Source organism: Streptomyces djakartensis (genome assembly GCF_014651075.1).
GTDB lineage: Bacteria > Actinomycetota > Actinomycetes > Streptomycetales > Streptomycetaceae > Streptomyces > Streptomyces djakartensis.
This window is the reverse complement of record NZ_BMWE01000009.1, coordinates 57,351-73,404: the sequence shown is the minus strand read 5'-3', so window position 1 is coordinate 73,404 and position 16,054 is coordinate 57,351. Positions and strand designations below refer to the sequence as shown.

General features: G+C 70.5%; 12 protein-coding genes. 4 read left to right on the top strand and 8 right to left on the bottom strand.

Going from position 1 to position 16,054, the window contains the following annotated elements; genetic code table 11:
* Positions 1–10 precede the first annotated feature (10 nt).
* Positions 11–688 carry a hypothetical protein gene (locus IE212_RS17070; protein ID WP_190198716.1) on the top strand — a complete coding sequence of 226 codons (678 nt, stop codon included), beginning with the start codon at positions 11–13 and terminating at the stop codon, positions 686–688.
* 73 nt (positions 689–761) lie between these two features.
* Here the strand turns inward: IE212_RS17070 and IE212_RS17065 are convergent, their stop codons facing one another.
* The 3 genes from IE212_RS17065 to IE212_RS17055 form a co-directional block, all read right to left on the bottom strand.
* Positions 762–2,291, bottom strand: coding sequence for a helix-turn-helix domain-containing protein (locus IE212_RS17065; protein ID WP_190198715.1), 1,530 nt, complete (start codon positions 2,289–2,291; stop codon positions 762–764).
* 83 nt (positions 2,292–2,374) lie between these two features.
* Positions 2,375–2,575 carry a DUF4236 domain-containing protein gene (locus IE212_RS17060; protein ID WP_190198714.1) on the bottom strand — a complete coding sequence of 67 codons (201 nt, stop codon included), beginning with the start codon at positions 2,573–2,575 and terminating at the stop codon, positions 2,375–2,377.
* Between the two features lie 100 nt (positions 2,576–2,675).
* Positions 2,676–3,212, bottom strand: coding sequence for a GNAT family N-acetyltransferase (locus tag IE212_RS17055; protein WP_190198713.1), 537 nt, complete (start codon positions 3,210–3,212; stop codon positions 2,676–2,678).
* 141 nt (positions 3,213–3,353) lie between these two features.
* On the opposite strand from IE212_RS17055, the gene IE212_RS17050 reads away from it, so the two are divergent.
* From IE212_RS17050 to IE212_RS17040, 3 genes are all read left to right on the top strand, one after another.
* Positions 3,354–4,256 carry an RNA polymerase sigma-70 factor gene (locus IE212_RS17050; RefSeq protein WP_190198712.1) on the top strand — a complete coding sequence of 301 codons (903 nt, stop codon included), beginning with the start codon at positions 3,354–3,356 and terminating at the stop codon, positions 4,254–4,256.
* A gap of 117 nt (positions 4,257–4,373) precedes the next feature.
* Complete coding sequence (locus IE212_RS17045) at positions 4,374–5,120, top strand: SDR family oxidoreductase (RefSeq protein WP_190198711.1); 747 nt, start codon at positions 4,374–4,376, stop codon at positions 5,118–5,120.
* A gap of 257 nt (positions 5,121–5,377) precedes the next feature.
* Positions 5,378–8,176, top strand: a complete 2,799-nt coding sequence (locus IE212_RS17040; protein WP_308430220.1) for an aconitate hydratase — start codon at positions 5,378–5,380, stop codon at positions 8,174–8,176.
* A gap of 129 nt (positions 8,177–8,305) precedes the next feature.
* On the opposite strand, the gene IE212_RS17035 is transcribed toward IE212_RS17040, so the two are convergent.
* The 5 genes from IE212_RS17035 to IE212_RS17015 all read right to left on the bottom strand — a co-directional run bounded on the left by IE212_RS17035 (position 8,306) and on the right by IE212_RS17015 (position 16,000).
* Entirely contained in the window at positions 8,306–9,661 is a 1,356-nt protein-coding gene (locus IE212_RS17035) for an ABC transporter substrate-binding protein (protein ID WP_190198709.1), read from the bottom strand.
* Positions 9,662–9,772: 111 nt separating this feature from the next.
* The gene (locus tag IE212_RS17030) at positions 9,773–11,068 is read right to left on the bottom strand and encodes a sugar ABC transporter permease (protein ID WP_373301399.1); all 1,296 of its coding nucleotides are present in this window, start codon (positions 11,066–11,068) and stop codon (positions 9,773–9,775) included.
* Complete coding sequence (locus tag IE212_RS17025; RefSeq protein WP_190198912.1) at positions 11,065–11,844, bottom strand: ATP-binding cassette domain-containing protein; 780 nt, start codon at positions 11,842–11,844, stop codon at positions 11,065–11,067. The genes IE212_RS17030 and IE212_RS17025 overlap by 4 nt, the downstream gene beginning before the upstream one ends.
* A gap of 18 nt (positions 11,845–11,862) precedes the next feature.
* Entirely contained in the window at positions 11,863–12,945 is a 1,083-nt protein-coding gene (locus tag IE212_RS17020; protein WP_190198707.1) for a sugar ABC transporter substrate-binding protein, read from the bottom strand.
* Positions 12,932–16,000, bottom strand: coding sequence for a SpoIIE family protein phosphatase (locus IE212_RS17015; protein ID WP_229864385.1), 3,069 nt, complete (start codon positions 15,998–16,000; stop codon positions 12,932–12,934). The genes IE212_RS17020 and IE212_RS17015 overlap by 14 nt, the downstream gene beginning before the upstream one ends.
* Positions 16,001–16,054 lie beyond the last annotated feature (54 nt).

Sequence of the window (16,054 nt, the reverse complement as noted above, 5' to 3'; positions counted from 1 at the left end):
GGAATCGAAATTGAGCACCCATCGGAATGATCTGTACCCCGACGTGACCGCTGCGGGCGGCCTCATGGCGGCGATGAAGGAGGCCGTCAAACCGGGCGAAGGCGAAATCTGGCCGGCACCCTCGACCACCGACGGCATCATCGTCGAGACGGCGAGGGGTCTCGTGTCGGTCGTTCCCGCAGCCGAGAGGCGTCTGTTCCGGGTGCGTGTCCATGTTCCGGGGTTCACCTGGGACGTTCCCGGGTTCACCTGGGAGGTCGGCTCGACGGACGATCTCGGATCGCTCGTCGAGGTGGTCGCCGCATGGCGGGAAGGTGTGCCGTTCGACGAGATGGCGGCGAGATACACGTTCCTGGAGCTCGACGAATTCACCAGGGCGATCGAGAGGGGAGAGCCCACTTCGTCGCAGTGGGCCGACCTTCTGTCGTCCGACTTCCATCGGAGGCAACGGAACCTTCTCCGTCGCCTTCATGCGGATGAGGTGCTGCGGAACATGTTCCCGACGATCTCGCACGGTGCCGTCCGGCTGCGCGTGGATCTGTTCGACGGGACGAGCCGTCAGGTCCTCGTGCATGAGCCGGACGAGGAGCGCTACGAGGTCATTCGCCCTGGGGTGCCCGGGGCCTCCTGGGCCGAGGTGTCGGCCGGCGATCTGATCGCTTACCTGCGAGCGGCCTTGGAGGAGTAAGGAGTAGTGAACTCGGCAGATCGATGAAGTCGAAACCCCGCCAGGTCGTCCCTGGCGGGGTTTCGTCATGTCGCTAGATGTCCCGGAACGTCTCGATCTGCGCTCCCACCGAGTTCAGCCGCTCCGCCAGGTCCTCGTAACCCCGGTTGATGACATACACGTTGCGCAGCACCGACGTGCCCTCCGCCGCCATCATCGCCAGCAGGACGACCACCGCGGGGCGCAGGGCGGGCGGGCACATCATCTCCGCGGCGCGCCAGCGGGTCGGGCCCTCGACCAGGACGCGGTGGGGGTCCAGCAACTGGAGCCGGCCGCCGAGGCGGTTCAGGTCGGTCAGGTAGATGGCGCGGTTGTCGTAGACCCAGTCGTGGATGAGGGTCTTGCCCTGGGCCTCCGCCGCGATGGCCGCGAAGAACGGGACGTTGTCGATGTTCAGGCCGGGGAACGGCATGGGGTGGATCTTGTCGATCGGCGCCTGCAGCTTGGAGGGCCGGACGGTGAGGTCCACCAGCCGGGTGCGGCCGTTGTCGGCGAAGTACTCGGGGGTGCGGTCGTGGTCGAGGCCCATCTCCTCCAGCACGGCCAGCTCGATCTCCAGGAACTCGATCGGGACCCGGCGCACCGTCAGTTCCGACTCGGTCACGACGGCGGCCGCCACCAGGCTCATCGCCTCGACCGGGTCCTCGGAGGGGGAGTAGTCCACGTCGACGTCGATGTCCGGCACGCCGTGCACGGTGAGCGTGGTGGTGCCGATGCCGTCGACCTTGATGCCCAGGGCCTCCAGGAAGAAGCACAGGTCCTGGACCATGTAGTTGGAGGAGGCATTGCGGATGACCGTGATGCCGTCGTGCCGGGCGGCGGCGAGCAGCGCGTTCTCGGTCACCGTGTCGCCGCGCTCGGTCAGCACGATCGGACGGTCGGGGCGGACCGAGCGGTCCACCACGGCGTGGTACTGGCCCTCGGTCGCCGCGATGTCGAGACCGAAGCGGCGCAGCGCGATCATGTGCGGCTCGACCGTGCGCGTCCCGAGGTCGCAGCCGCCGGCGTACGGCAGCTTGAAGCGGTCCATGCGGTGCAGCAGCGGACCGAGGAACATGATGATCGAGCGGGTGCGGCGTGCCGCGTCCGCGTCGATCGCCGCCAGGTCGAGTTCGGCGGACGGCACGACCTCCAGGTCGACGCCGTCGTTGATCCAGCGGGTGCGCACGCCGATGGAGCCCAGCACCTCCAGGAGGCGGTACACCTCCTCGATGCGCGCGACGCGGCGCAGCACCGTGCGCCCCCGGTTCAGCAGTGAGGCGCACAGCAGCGCCACGCACGCGTTCTTGCTCGTCTTCACGTCGATGGCGCCGGACAGCCGGCGCCCGCCGACCACCCGAAGATGCATCGGACCGGCGTAGCCGAGCGACACGATCTCGCTGTCGAGGGCCTCACCGATGCGCGCGATCATCTCAAGGCTGATGTTCTGGTTGCCGCGCTCGATCCGGTTGACGGCGCTCTGGCTGGTGCCGAGCGCCTCGGCCAGCTGCGACTGGGTCCAGCCCCGGTGCTGCCGGGCGTCACGGATGAGCCTGCCGATACGTACGAGGTAGTCGTCTCCCATGGGGTTGAGGTTATCTCAGATATGAGATGACGCACGATGGGAGGTTCGTTCGGGTGACGGGCGGTCAATCCGTCCCGGTGGCCTCAGTGTCGCTTGTCGGTATGTGTACGCCGCCATCCGAAAGGTCCGGGCAAATCCATCGATGTCGTACGACGTCCCGTGCTGCTGCGGGTGTACCGGGGGCCGTTCTTTCCGCCGCCGGTGGTGATGGACCAGGAGCGCTTGTTGATGTTCAGGCGCACCCCGGGAAGGATCCGGAAACTCTTGCGGAACGTGAGCGGCATGCCTGTCTCCTCTCCGTTCGTCGGGTGGATACCTGGTTCGGATACCCCGGAGAGAGGTGTGCATGACCGCATGGCGGACTGTGGCCTCAGTGAGGGTCCGTCACATGGGGAGCGAGAACAGTCGGACTGGCCCTGAGGGCCAGCGGGCGCCGTTGCGCAGGGGCGTCACCATGGTCGGCAGTGGCATGGTCACCAGGCGGCCTGCGGGTTGTTCGACGATCACGTCCTTGTCGAGCGGGTGCCATCCGAGGCGCTGGTAGAGCGGCACGAGGGGAGGTCGGCAGAAGAGGAGCGCGTGCTGAGGACCCATCGTGCGGGCGTGCTCCAGGGCGGCTGTGACGACGAGCCGTGCCAGCCCCTGACCTTGCATGCCGGGGGCGACGGCCACTCCGCCGACGCCCACCACCTCTGTCTTGGTGCCGCCGATGGAGACAGGCAGTCGCAGCAGGCCAGTGTGTGCCACGAGCCGGCCTTCGTGACGGATGCCGAAGTGTTCTTCTTTCGGCAGCCAGGTCAGACCGGTCGAGGCGACACCGAAGGGGTCATCACCGTTGCCAAGGATCTCTTCCTGGTCCGCCTTCGTGTACTGGGGAAGCCGCAGCACAGCCGGTGCCGCAGAGGATCGGTTCTCAGGCATCCCCTCATGATGATCTCTCCGCCGAGCACCGGCCAGGCTGTTTCTGACGCCGATACGAGGCGTTGTCGCTCCCGATCGACAGACAGCGTCCCGGCCAGGGGGCCGCGCCGCACGGTTCCGCGTCTCTGACATCCTGCGCGCATGACGCAAGCGCCCGGCACCGCCGAGGAGTTCACCTCGCACCGCCCCCGTGTGTTCGGCCTCGCCTACCGACTGCTTGGTTCCGCCGAGGACGCGGAGGACACCGTCCAGGAGGCGTACCTGCGCTGGCGCGGCGCCGACCGTGCGGCGATCGGACACCCTGGGGCCTGGCTCGCCAAGGTCGTCACCAACCTCTGCCTCAACCGACTCACCTCGGCCCGTGTGCAGCGCGAGCGGTATGTGGGGTCGTGGCTGCCGGAGCCGGTGTTCACCGAGGACGGGACGCTCGGTCCGATGGAGTCCGCGGAGCAGCGCGACGCCGTGTCGACAGCCCTGCTCATGCTGCTGGAGCGGCTGACGCCGACCGAGCGCGCGGTCTACGTCCTGCGTGAGGCGTTCGCCTACAGCCACCGGGACATCGCCGAAGTGCTCGATCTCGGTGAGGCCAACTGCCGCCAGCTGTACCGCAGGGCGGTGCGGCACGTAGCGGCGGAGCGCACCCGCTTCGAGCCCACGCCCGGGCGGCAGCGCGCGCTCGTCGAGTCCTTCGTGGCGGCGGCTCGTGAGGGAGACCTGGCCGGACTGGAGCGACTGCTCGCCGATGACGCCATCTGGTGGAGCGACGGCGGCGGCAAGGTCAGCGCGGCCCTGCGTCCCATCGTCGGCCGGGAAAAGGTCATGCGCTTCCTGGGCGGCGTGCAACGGTTCGCGAGCGGCCTGGACCTCACCGTCGCCGAGGTCAACGGCGCGCCGGCGTTGGTGGCGCACGCGGCGCGGCGGCTCGTCGCCGTCGCGTCCTTCGAATTGCGCGACAGCGGCATCGTCCAGGTGCAGGTCGTCGTGAACCCGGGCAAACTCGTGTTCGCGGGCCGGCAGTTCGCCGCGATGTCTCCCGGGGCGTGACCCGCGGGGGAGTGGGATCACCGGGGAGCTGTCACATCTGCGGGCGGTCGTCGGTTCCCAGCGGATGACGTGCGCTCCACCGGGGAGCGCACGCCCACCGAAGGGACGGCAACTGCGATGACCACGATCCTGGTGACTGGCGGCACCGGAACGCTCGGCGGGCTCCTCACCGAGCGGCTGCGCGCGGACGGGCACGAGGTGCGAGTGCTGAGCCGGCACTCCCAGCCGTACGCCGTGGACCTTCGTGAGGGCACAGGCTTGGCCGCGGCTGTCGCGGGCGTGGACACGATCGTGCACTGTGCGACGTCGCCGCGTGGCGGTGACGAGCGGGCGGCCCTCAATCTGATCGAGGCGGCCCGCCGGGCCGGGGTGCCGCATCTGGTGTACATCTCGATCGTCGGCGTCGACCGGGTGCCGCTCGGCTACTACCGAACCAAGCTCGCCGTCGAACGGCTCATCGAGGAGTCGGGGCTCGGCTGGAGCGTGCTGCGGACGACGCAGTTCCACGACCTGATGCTGCGGTTCCTGCGGGGCTCGGCGAAGCTGCCGGTCATGCTGCTCCCGGCGGGAGTCGCCGGCCAGCCGGTCGAGGTGGCGGAGGTCGCTGCCCGGCTGGCCGAGATCGCCACCGGGGAGCCCAGGGGCCGGGTGCCGGACATGGGCGGCCCCGAGGTCCGTACGTTTCCGGAGGTGGCTCAGGCCTATCTGCGCGCGAGCGGACGGCGCCGTCCCCTGCTGAACGTGCCCCTGGCCGGCAAGACCTACCACGGGTTCCGCGCGGGCGGGCATCTGGCGCCGGAGCGGGCCGTGGGCAAGGTCACGTTCGAGCAGTTCCTGGCGAGCCGTTTCCCTGAGCAGGACTGACGCCTGGATTGAGGGTGTGAGGAGTGCGTCGGACTTCCGCCTTGGATGACAGCGGACAGCGGACAGCGGACGCCGGGGCATGACCAACCGGCCCGGGTGTACTAGAGTTATCTCGACATCGAGATATCTGCCGAAGAGCACCGCAGCCGCCACGCACCGGTAAGGGTTACCTAACTTAGTCTTACCTTAGCGGATCGGCCGAGATGCCGTGGCGGCAGGATCGTGGTGGTACGCGCACATCAATGAAGGAGACTGTCGTGTCGGCGAACAGCTTCGACGCCCGCAGCACGCTGCAGGTGGGCGACGAGTCGTACGAGATCTTCCGGCTGGACAAGGTGGAGGGCTCGGCTCGCCTTCCCTACAGCCTCAAGGTCCTGCTGGAGAACCTGCTCCGCACCGAGGACGGCGCGAACATCACCGCCGACCACATCCGCGCCCTCGGCGGCTGGGACTCGCAGGCCCAGCCGTCCCAGGAGATCCAGTTCACGCCGGCCCGCGTGATCATGCAGGACTTCACCGGCGTTCCCTGTGTCGTGGACCTCGCGACCATGCGTGAGGCCGTCAAGGAGCTGGGCGGCGACCCGGCCAAGATCAACCCGCTGGCGCCGGCCGAGCTGGTCATCGACCACTCCGTCATCGCCGACAAGTTCGGCACGAACGACGCCTTCAAGCAGAACGTCGAGCTGGAGTACGGCCGCAACAAGGAGCGCTACCAGTTCCTGCGCTGGGGCCAGACCGCCTTCGACGAGTTCAAGGTCGTCCCGCCCGGCACCGGCATCGTGCACCAGGTGAACATCGAGCACCTGGCGCGCACGGTCATGGTCCGGGGTGGCCAGGCGTACCCCGACACCCTCGTCGGCACCGACTCGCACACCACGATGGTCAACGGCCTCGGCGTGCTCGGCTGGGGCGTCGGCGGCATCGAGGCCGAGGCCGCCATGCTCGGCCAGCCGGTCTCCATGCTCATCCCGCGCGTCGTCGGCTTCAAGCTCACCGGTGAGCTCCAGCCCGGCACCACCGCCACCGACCTGGTGCTGACGATCACCGAGATGCTGCGCAAGCACGGTGTGGTCGGCAAGTTCGTCGAGTTCTACGGCGAGGGCGTCGCGGCCACCTCCCTGGCCAACCGCGCCACCATCGGCAACATGTCGCCGGAGTTCGGCTCCACCGCCGCGATCTTCCCGATCGACGACGAGACCCTCAGCTACCTGCGCCTGACCGGCCGCTCCGAGCAGCAGGTCGCACTCGTCGAGGCGTACGCCAAGCAGCAGGGCCTCTGGCTGGACCCGAAGGCCGAGCCGGACTTCTCCGAGAAGCTCGAGCTCGACCTCTCCACGGTCGTCCCCTCCATCGCCGGCCCGAAGCGCCCGCAGGACCGCATCGTCCTGGCCGAGGCCGCCCAGCAGTTCGCCAAGGACGTCCTCAACTACGTCGACGCTCCCGTCGCCCAGCAGGCCGCCGCCTCGGCCTCCCCGGTCGACGAGGCGAGCGCCGAGTCCTTCCCGGCCTCCGACGCCCCCGCCTACGGCAGCCAGGAGAACGGCGCCGGCGCGCCGCAGCACGCCGGCGGCACCGGTGCCGTCGTCCCGTCCAACCCGGTCACCGTGACCGCCCCCGACGGATCGACCTACGAGATCGACCACGGCGCCGTGACCGTCGCGGCCATCACCTCCTGCACCAACACCTCCAACCCGTACGTCATGGTCGCCGCCGCCCTGGTGGCCAAGAAGGCGGTGGAGAAGGGCCTGACCCGCAAGCCGTGGGTCAAGACCACCCTCGCCCCGGGCTCCAAGGTCGTCACCGACTACTTCGAGAAGTCGGGCCTGACCCCGTACCTCGACAAGGTCGGCTTCAACCTCGTCGGCTACGGCTGCACCACCTGCATCGGCAACTCCGGCCCGCTGCCGGAGGAGGTCTCCAAGGCCGTCAACGACCACGACCTCGCCGTCACCTCGGTCCTCTCCGGCAACCGGAACTTCGAGGGCCGTATCAACCCCGACGTCAAGATGAACTACCTGGCGTCCCCGCCGCTGGTCGTGGCCTACGCGATCGCCGGTTCCATGAAGGTCGACATCACCCGGGAGGCCCTGGGCACCGACCAGGACGGCAGCCCGGTCTTCCTGAAGGACATCTGGCCCTCCGAGGCCGAGGTGAACGAGGTCGTCGCGGGCGCCATCGGCGAGGACATGTTCTCCAAGTCCTACAGCGACGTCTTCGCCGGTGACGCCCAGTGGCAGGCGCTGCCGATCCCGACCGGCAACACCTTCGAGTGGGACGCCGAGTCGACCTACGTCCGCAAGCCCCCGTACTTCGAGGGCATGGAGATGGACCCGGCCCCGGTCGAGGACATCGCCGGTGCCCGCGTGCTCGCCAAGCTCGGCGACTCGGTCACCACCGACCACATCTCCCCGGCCGGCGCCATCAAGGCCGACACCCCGGCCGGCAAGTACCTCACGGAGCACGGCGTCGAGCGCCGCGACTTCAACAGCTACGGCTCGCGCCGAGGCAACCACGAGGTCATGATCCGCGGTACGTTCGCCAACATCCGCCTGCGCAACCAGATCGCGCCGGGCACCGAGGGCGGCTACACGCGTGACTTCACGCAGGACGGCGGCCCGGTCTCCTTCATCTACGACGCCTCGCAGAACTACCAGGCCGCCGGCATTCCGCTGGTCGTCCTGGCCGGCAAGGAGTACGGCTCCGGCTCGTCCCGCGACTGGGCGGCCAAGGGCACCGCGCTCCTCGGCGTCAAGGCCGTCATCGCCGAGTCCTACGAGCGCATCCACCGCTCGAACCTCATCGGCATGGGCGTCCTGCCGCTGCAGTTCCCGGAGGGCCAGTCCGCCGAGTCCCTCGGCCTCACCGGTGAGGAGACCTTCTCCATCTCCGGTGTCACCGAGCTGAACGACGGCACCACGCCGCGCACGGTGAAGGTCACCACCGACACCGGCGTCGAGTTCGACGCGGTCGTCCGCATCGACACCCCCGGTGAGGCGGACTACTACCGCAACGGCGGCATCATGCAGTACGTGCTGCGCAGCCTGATCCGCAAGTAAGCGGACCGGCGAGGCGCCTCACGGCGGATCGAGGGCCGCGCTCCCGGGTGACCGGGGGCGCGGCCCGCGCCGTTTCCCGGGGCCGCGCTGTTTCCCGGGCCCGCGCCGGCCCGCCCGGCCGGCGCCGGCTCACTCGCCGCGGTACTTCGCCACCGCGGCCTGGGCGATGTCCTGCGACTTCTCCAGAGCCGCGTCCACCGACTGCCGCCCCGCGATGGCCGCGGCGATCTGCTCGGACACCGCGGTACCGAGCACGGCGAACTCGGGGATGCCCACGAAGCCGATGCCGGGGTAGGGGCGGGGACCGACGCCCGGGTTCCTCGGGTCGGCGGAGTCCGTCGCCGCCTTGTACTCCTGCCGGTACCAGGCTTCGGCCGCCTGCTGGTACTCGGGGTTGGTGTACAGCGACTTGCGGTTCCCGGCGGGCGCCGACGTCCAGCCGAGTTCCCCTGCGACCTGCTCCTGGTACTCCTTCGAGGAGGCCCAGGAGATGAACTTCCAGGCGGCGTCCTTGTTCTCGCTGGCCTCCTGGATGCCCCAGGCCCAGGTCCACAGCCAGCCGGCCTTCTCCGTCCTGTCATGCGGCGCCGGGACGTAGCCGACCTTGCCCTTGACCGCCGAGCCGTCGGCCTCGACCGACGATGCCAGGACGGTGGCGTCGTACCACATGGCGCATCTGCCCGCCACGAAGGCGTCGAGGACTTCCAGGAAGCCCATGCGGTGAGCGTCGGCCTGACCGTGCTCGCGGATCAGATCGACGTAGAACCGCACCGCCTTGCGGAACTCCGGTGAGGTGAGCCGGGCGTTCCACTCCATGTCGTACCAGGCGCCGCCGAAGGTGTTCACGACGGTGTTGATCGGGGTCAGGTTCTGCCCCCATCCGGGCAGACCGCGCAAGCAGATGCCGCTTGAGCCGTCGGTGCCGTCGATCTCCTTCGCGAGCGAGGCGACCTGCTCCCAGGTCGGGTTCGCGGGCATGGACAGCCCTTCCTTGCGGAAGAGGTCCTTGCGGTACGCCAGGAAGGAGCCCTCCCCGTAGAACGGCTGGGCGTAGATCCTGCCATCGGCCCCGGTCAGGGATTCGACGAGGTTGGGGAAGATGTCGCCCTGGTCGAAGTCCGCGTCCGACTTCACGTAGGAGTCCAGCGGGGCGAGCCAACCGCGCTCCGAGTAGATCGGCACCTCGTACGCGCTCACGCTCGCCACGTCGTAGTGCCCGCCCTGGCGGGCGAACTCGCGGTCCATCCTCCTGCGGACGTCGTTCTCCGGCAGCAGCGTGTAATTGACCTCTATGCCGGTCTCCGCGGTGAAGTACTTCTTCGTGAGCTTCTTCAGGTTCTGCATCGGTGGATTGCCGACGCTGAGTACGTTGATGCTGCCGTTCGATCCGCCGGGCGGCGGGTCCGCGTCCGCGCAGCCCGAGAGGATCAGGCCGGTGACGGCCGCGGCAGCAACGGCCAGCCGGGCGAGGCGGCTACGTTTCATGACGCTCCGATGGACAGGATGTCGGTCCTTGGCCCTCGCGTGGCCCCTACCCACCCCCGTCACCCATCTAGACATTTTACAAGGAAAGAGGTTTATCGGGTGTAAGGGGTGTTACGGACGGCCTCTCCGGGCCTCCGTGCGTCTGGTGAGCGCGTCGGCCGCGACGGCGGCCAGCAGTACTCCTCCCGTGATCATGAACTGCACGGCGTCCTCCACCCCGAGCAGCCCCATGCCCGAGGCGATCGACTGGATCACCAGCACGCCGAGCAGCACGGACCAGGGCGAGCCGCGTCCGCCGAACAGGCTCGTACCGCCGATGACGGCCGCCGCGATCGCGTTGATCAGCAGCATCCCGGAGCCGGCGGCACGGGCCGTCGTGGGGCTCGCCGAGGTGAGACCCGAGGCCACGAACAGCCCACCGAAGGCGGCCAGCGTCCCCGACACCATGAACATCGCGACCCGCACCCGCTCCACGCCGATACCGGCGCGCCGCGCCGCCTCGACCCCGCCGCCGAGCGCGTACACACGCCGCCCGTAGCGGGTGCGGCGCAGCACGTAGTCCGAGACGACGAGGACCGTCAGGAAGATCAGCAGGGCGAACGGCAGCCCCTGGAACCGGTTGAGGGTGTAGGCGGCGGTGAAGGAGACCGCCGCGAGGACACCGGTGCGCACCCAGATCTCGGGCGTCTGCCGGTAGGGCATCCCGGCGGCGCGGTGGCGGCTGCGCTTGCGGTGGGCGGCCAGGAAGTACCCGGCGGTGCCCAGCGCCGCCACCGCGTACGCCGCCAGGTCGTCGCCGAAGTGCCGGCTGGTGAGGGAGGCGACCAGGCCTTCCTCGTCGATGTTGATCGTGCCGCTCGCGCCCAGCAGGTAGAGCGTCAGGCCGTTCCAGATCAGCAGCCCCGCCAGTGTCACGACGAACGCGGGCACGCCGAGCCAGGCGAAGAAGAACCCGTGGAAGGCGCCCACGGCCATGCCGACGGCCACCGCCACGATCACCGCGAGCCACTCCGGCACCCCCTGGTTCACGTTCAGTACGGCGAACGCGGCCCCGGCCAGGCCGCTGACGGAACCGACCGACAGATCGATCTCGCGGATCAGCAGCACGAACACGATGCCGACGGCGACCAGGCCGGTGCCGACGATCTCCACACTGAGGTTGGACAGGTTGCGGGGCGAGAGGAACTTGTCGTCCAGTGCCTGGAACACGATCCAGATCACGATCAGCCCCGCGATCACCAGGAGCGGGCCCCGCTCGCCGTCCCGGACGCTGCCGCGGACCTCCAGGGCGTAGTCGCGCAGGTTGCCGGACCAGCCGCGGGGGCGCGGCCGGCTGTCCGCAGTGACCGGCCCGGCGCCATCCGCCCCGGCCGGTCCGCCGTCCCGGTGCGGCCTCTCCCGGCTCACGGCCACGCCTCCTCGTCGCCCTTCACACGATGCGCCACGGCGTTGTCCGCCGCCCCCGTGACGGCGGAGATGATCTGCTCCTGCGTCACGGTGCTCACGTCGAACAACCCGTTGTTGCGTCCCAGCCGCAGCACCGCGACACGGTCGGCGACGGCCTTGATGTCGCCCATGTTGTGGCTGATGAGGATGATCGCCATACCGTGGTCGCGCACCTCCTCGATGAGGTCGAGCAGATGGCTGGTCTGCTCCACCCCCAGGGCGGCGGTCGGCTCGTCCAGCAGCAGGACCTTGGGAGCGCCCATGAGCGAGCGGGAGATCGCGACGGCCTGCCGCTGCCCGGCGGACAGTGCCGCGACCGGTATGCGCACGTCGGGGATACTGATCGACAGCGCGCGCATCAGATCGCGGGCGCGGCGCTCCATCTCCACCTCGTCGAGGACGCCCACCCGGTCGATCTCGCGGCCGAGGAAGAGGTTGCCGACGACGTCCAGGTTGTCGCACATGGCGAGGTCCTGGTAGACGGTCGCGATGCCCAGGGCGTGCGCGTCGTGGGGGCGCTTGATCTGCACGAGCCGCCCCTCCCACTCGATGATCCCCCGGTCGGCCGGGCTGACGCCCGAGATCGCCTTCACGAGTGTCGACTTGCCGGCGCCGTTGTCGCCCGCCAGGGCCACGACCTCACCGGCCCGGACCTGCAGGTCGACATCCACCAGCGCCTGCACGCCGCCGAACCGCTTGGAGATGCCGCGCAACGCCAGCACGGGCGGATGGGCCACCACCGGGAACCACCTCCTTCACCGGATGAGTCCGATCCGGGTACAGGCCGACCGGAGCTGCGGGGGGCAGATCTGGTCGATCGTGTAGACGCCGTCCCGGACGAGCGTCGTGCGGATGTTGTCCTGCGTCACGGAGACCGGGTCGAGCAGCCGCGCAGGGACTTCCTTCGTGGTCGGGCTGTCCACACGCGTCGTGACCAGGGCGGCGAGATCGTTGCCGTGTGCCAGGGCGACGGCCATCGCGGCGGCGGCCTCGGTCTCCTGCCGGAACGGCTTGTAGACGGTCATGTACTGCTCGCCCTCGACGATGCGCCGCACGGCGCTGAGGTCGGCGTCCTGGCCGGTGACCGGGGGCAGAGGCGAGATGCGGGCGCTCTTGAGCGCCGAGACCACGCCCGCGGCGATCGAGTCGTTGGCCGCCAGCACACCGTCGATCTGGTTCGGGCCGAGGTCGCTGATCGCGGCGGACATGTGGTCGTGCGCGTTCTCCGTGCGCCACCCCAGGGTGTTGTACGACTTGAGGGTCCGCACCCTGTCCCGCAGCACGGACCGGGCCCCGCCCTCGTACCAGGCGGAGTTGGGGCTGGACGGGTCGCCGTTCATCATGACGACGCCACCACCGTCGGCCCTGGCTCCCATGCCCTTCAGCAGCGCCTGGCCCTGGAGCCGGCCCACCTGGCCGCCGTCGAAACTGACGAAACCCGAGATCGGGCCTTCGGCGAGCCGGTCGTAGGCCAGGACCGGGATGCCCTCCCGTGCCGCCGCCCGGACCGAGGAGCGCAGGGCCCCGGGGTCGACGACATCCAGGATCAGGACCGAGACGCCACTGGTGATCATGGAGTTCATCTGCTGCCGCTGGCTCGCCGCGTCGTTCTCGGCGTTGGCGTACATCACCGTGCAGTCGGAGCACAGCTCCTTCACCCGCTTCTCGATCAGAGGCTTGTCGGACTGCTCCCACCGGGGCACGGCACGGCTCGGCAGCAGCAGCCCCACGGTCAGAGCGTCATCGCCCTGTCCGCCGTCCTCGGTGCACCCGGCCAGGGACACCGCCAGCACGCCCGCGAGCAGCCCGGCGACCACCCGCCACCTACGCCCTCTCATCCCGGCCCTCCCCACTTCCGTCGCTGACCCGCGGCCAGACCCGGCCCCCTGCCCCGATTCCGGTCCGGGCGGCCGACGGGGCCGGGGTAGTGCCCGGGTTCCTGTCCTGGTGGGCGGTGGGGTCCGGGCCCCTGCCTCGGCTCCGGCCCTGGGTGAGTTCCGGGTCCGTGTCCCGGTCCCGGGTTTGGTGGGCGGTGGGGTCCGGGGCTCCGTCTCGGCTCAGGCCCCGGGCTCTGGTCCGGTCCCGGTTCCTGCCTATGCCCCACACCCGGTCCCGGTCCTGGTCCGGGGTCCGGTTCCGGCCGCGGCCGAGGCTCCAGCCCCGCTCCTTGCCCCGCGGCCGGTCCTTGCCCGGCGGCCGGTCCTCGCCCGCCTCGATCCGCGGCTCTGCCGCCGGTTCGGGCTCCGCCGCCGGTGTCCCCTCCGCCTCCGGAGGGGACACGACGATCTCGCTCCAGACCTGCTTGCCGCCGCCGACCGGCACCGAGCCCCAGGCCGACGACATCGCCTCGACGAGGAAGAGGCCCCGGCCGCCCGTCGACTCCCAGTCCACGACCACCGGCTTGGCCGGGGCCCGGGGTGAGGAGTCGCTCACCGTCACCCGCAGCCGGTCGGCGGCCAGGGTCAGGTCCAGGCGGACCGCGCCCTGTGTGTGCACCAGCGCGTTGGTGACCAGCTCCGACACCACGAGCAGGACGGTGTCGGCCTCCTCCACGACATCCCAGGAACGCAGCGTGCGCGCGCTGAACCGGCGGGCGTGCATGACCGCGTCCGGCAGCCGCCACACCACCCACCCCGCCCGCACCGGCCGAATCCGCATCCCGTCGTAGCGCAGCAGCAGCAGCGCCACGTCGTCCTCCCGGCGGCCCGCCTCGCCGAGCAGACCGTCCGCCATCCGCCCCGGGTCGGCCGGGTCGGCCGCGGCGAGTGCCTCGCGCACCAGCCGCATCCCCTCGTCCAAGTGAAGATCCGCCGATTCGACCAGCCCGTCCGTCACCAGTGCGAGCACCGTGCCCGGGGCCAGCGCCAGCGCCGTCAGCGGGAATTCCGCGTCCGCGAGGACACCCAGCGGAAGCCCGCCCTCGACCGCGACCTCCTCCGTGCCGCCGTCGGGGTGACGCACCAGCGGGGAAAGATGCCCGGCCCGTACGAACAGCGCGTTGCCCTCCTCCATGTCCAGCTCGACGTAGCAGCACGTGGCGAACAGGTCGGTCTCCATACCGACGAGCAGCCGGTTGGCGTGCCCGACGACCACGTCCGGCGGATGACCCTCCACGGCGTAGGCCCGGACCGCGGTGCGCATCTGGCCCATGATCGTCGCGGCCCCGGCGCTGTGCCCCTGCACATCACCGATGACCAGGGCGACCTTCGCCTCCGACAGGGCGATCACGTCGTACCAGTCGCCGCCCACCTGGAGCCCGCGCCGGGCCGGCAGATAACGGGCCACGGCGGTTCCCCCGGGCAGCCGGGGGAGGCGGCGCGGCAACAGGCTCCGCTGGAGCATCGTCGCGAGCTCCTGCTCCGCGTCGTAGGCGTGCGCGCGCTTCAGGGCCTGCCCCACCAGCCCCGCGGTCGCCGTCAGCAGGGCCCGCTCCTCGGGAGTGAACTCGTGCGGCGTTTCCCAGCCGACCAGACAGACCCCGGTCATCCTGCTCTTCGCCGGCAGCGGCAGGACCGCGAGTCCGCCGGGCCCGATCCCCGCCAGTCCGGGTTCCAGCTCGGCACCCGCAGGCCACAGGCTCGTCCGCCCGTCCCGCAGCGCCGCCTGGAGTGTGGGCAGGGCGCTGACCGGCGCGTCCGGCCACTCCGAACGCCACTCGGACCGCCACAGTTCCGGCCAGGCGCCGGCGCCCGGCGGATCCAGCACGGTGACGGCCAGCCGGTCTTCCAGCAGCTCGGCCAGTGCCACCCGGTCGGCGCTCAGCGGTTCGCGCAGCGCGGCGACCACCACACGGCTGACGTCCCGGACCGTCATCGCGTCGTCGAGCGCGGCCGTCAGCCACTGGATCCGGGCGACGTCACTGGCGCTCCGGCGCAGCACGGGGGCCGCGGTCACCACCCCGAGCACCCGCTTCGGAGCACCGTCGGGCTCCTTCAGCACGCGGCAGCTCAGACGCAGCCAGCACAGTTCGCCGGTGGGCCGGCGGATCCGGAACTCCAGCTCCCGCCGCGCCGGGGTCTGCGCGGACGGCTCGATGACCGCCATCAGGGCGGGGACGTCCTCCGGCACGCTGCAGGAGAGCAGCGTGTCGGTCTTGCCGTCGAAGCCGCCCTCGGGAACGCCGACGAGTTCGAGCAGGGCCGCGTCCGTCTCGACCAGTCCGGTGCCGGGCGTCAGGGCGAAGGAACCGACTCCCAGGGCGCGCAGGGCGGAAGCCAGCAGGGGCGAGGGGGCGCACCGGTCGGCCTCCCCCCGCAGGCGCTCGGCCACGGCATCGGCGTACCGCTCCAGAAACTCCCGCTGCTCGCCGCCGAACTGCTCCCCGGCCTCTCCCACCACCACGAGGCACCCCAGCCACCCGCCCGCGGCCCCCAGCGGCAGCGCCCCGAGCGGGGAACCGGCCGCTTCGGCTTCCGTACGGCCGGGGAGCGCGGCACCCCGGAGCCACAGGGGCCGCCCCCTGCGGTAGGCGTCGGCCACAGCGGGCACAAGGCCTCCGGCCGTGGGCGGGTCAACGGAGGAGGGCACCGGCGACGTGCCCGGCACCGGTGGCACCGATCCGGGCGAGGTGCCCGGATCGTGGGTCTCCCGGCCCGGCGAGGCGCCTGGCTCCGCGGACGGTGCGGCCGGGCCGTCCGCCTCCGGCGAACCCCGTCCCGCCGCCACCACAGCGCCCATGGCCACCGGGACACGAATCGGCAGCCCGTACGTGCCGGGCTCGGCCGCCCCGGCCGATTCCACCAGCCGCAGCTCCGCCCCGTCCTCGCTCCGCGCGTACACCGCGGCCAGCGCCACCCCGGCGAACGCCAGTACCCGCTCCCTCGCGGCCGTCTCCGCAGCGGGAGGGCGGGACGGACCGGGGACGGAAGCCCTGGTATCGCCGTAGCGGGGCATCTCCCCATCCACCTCCCGTCCACACCGCGGCCACCGGTAGGGGGAGTCCCCGGA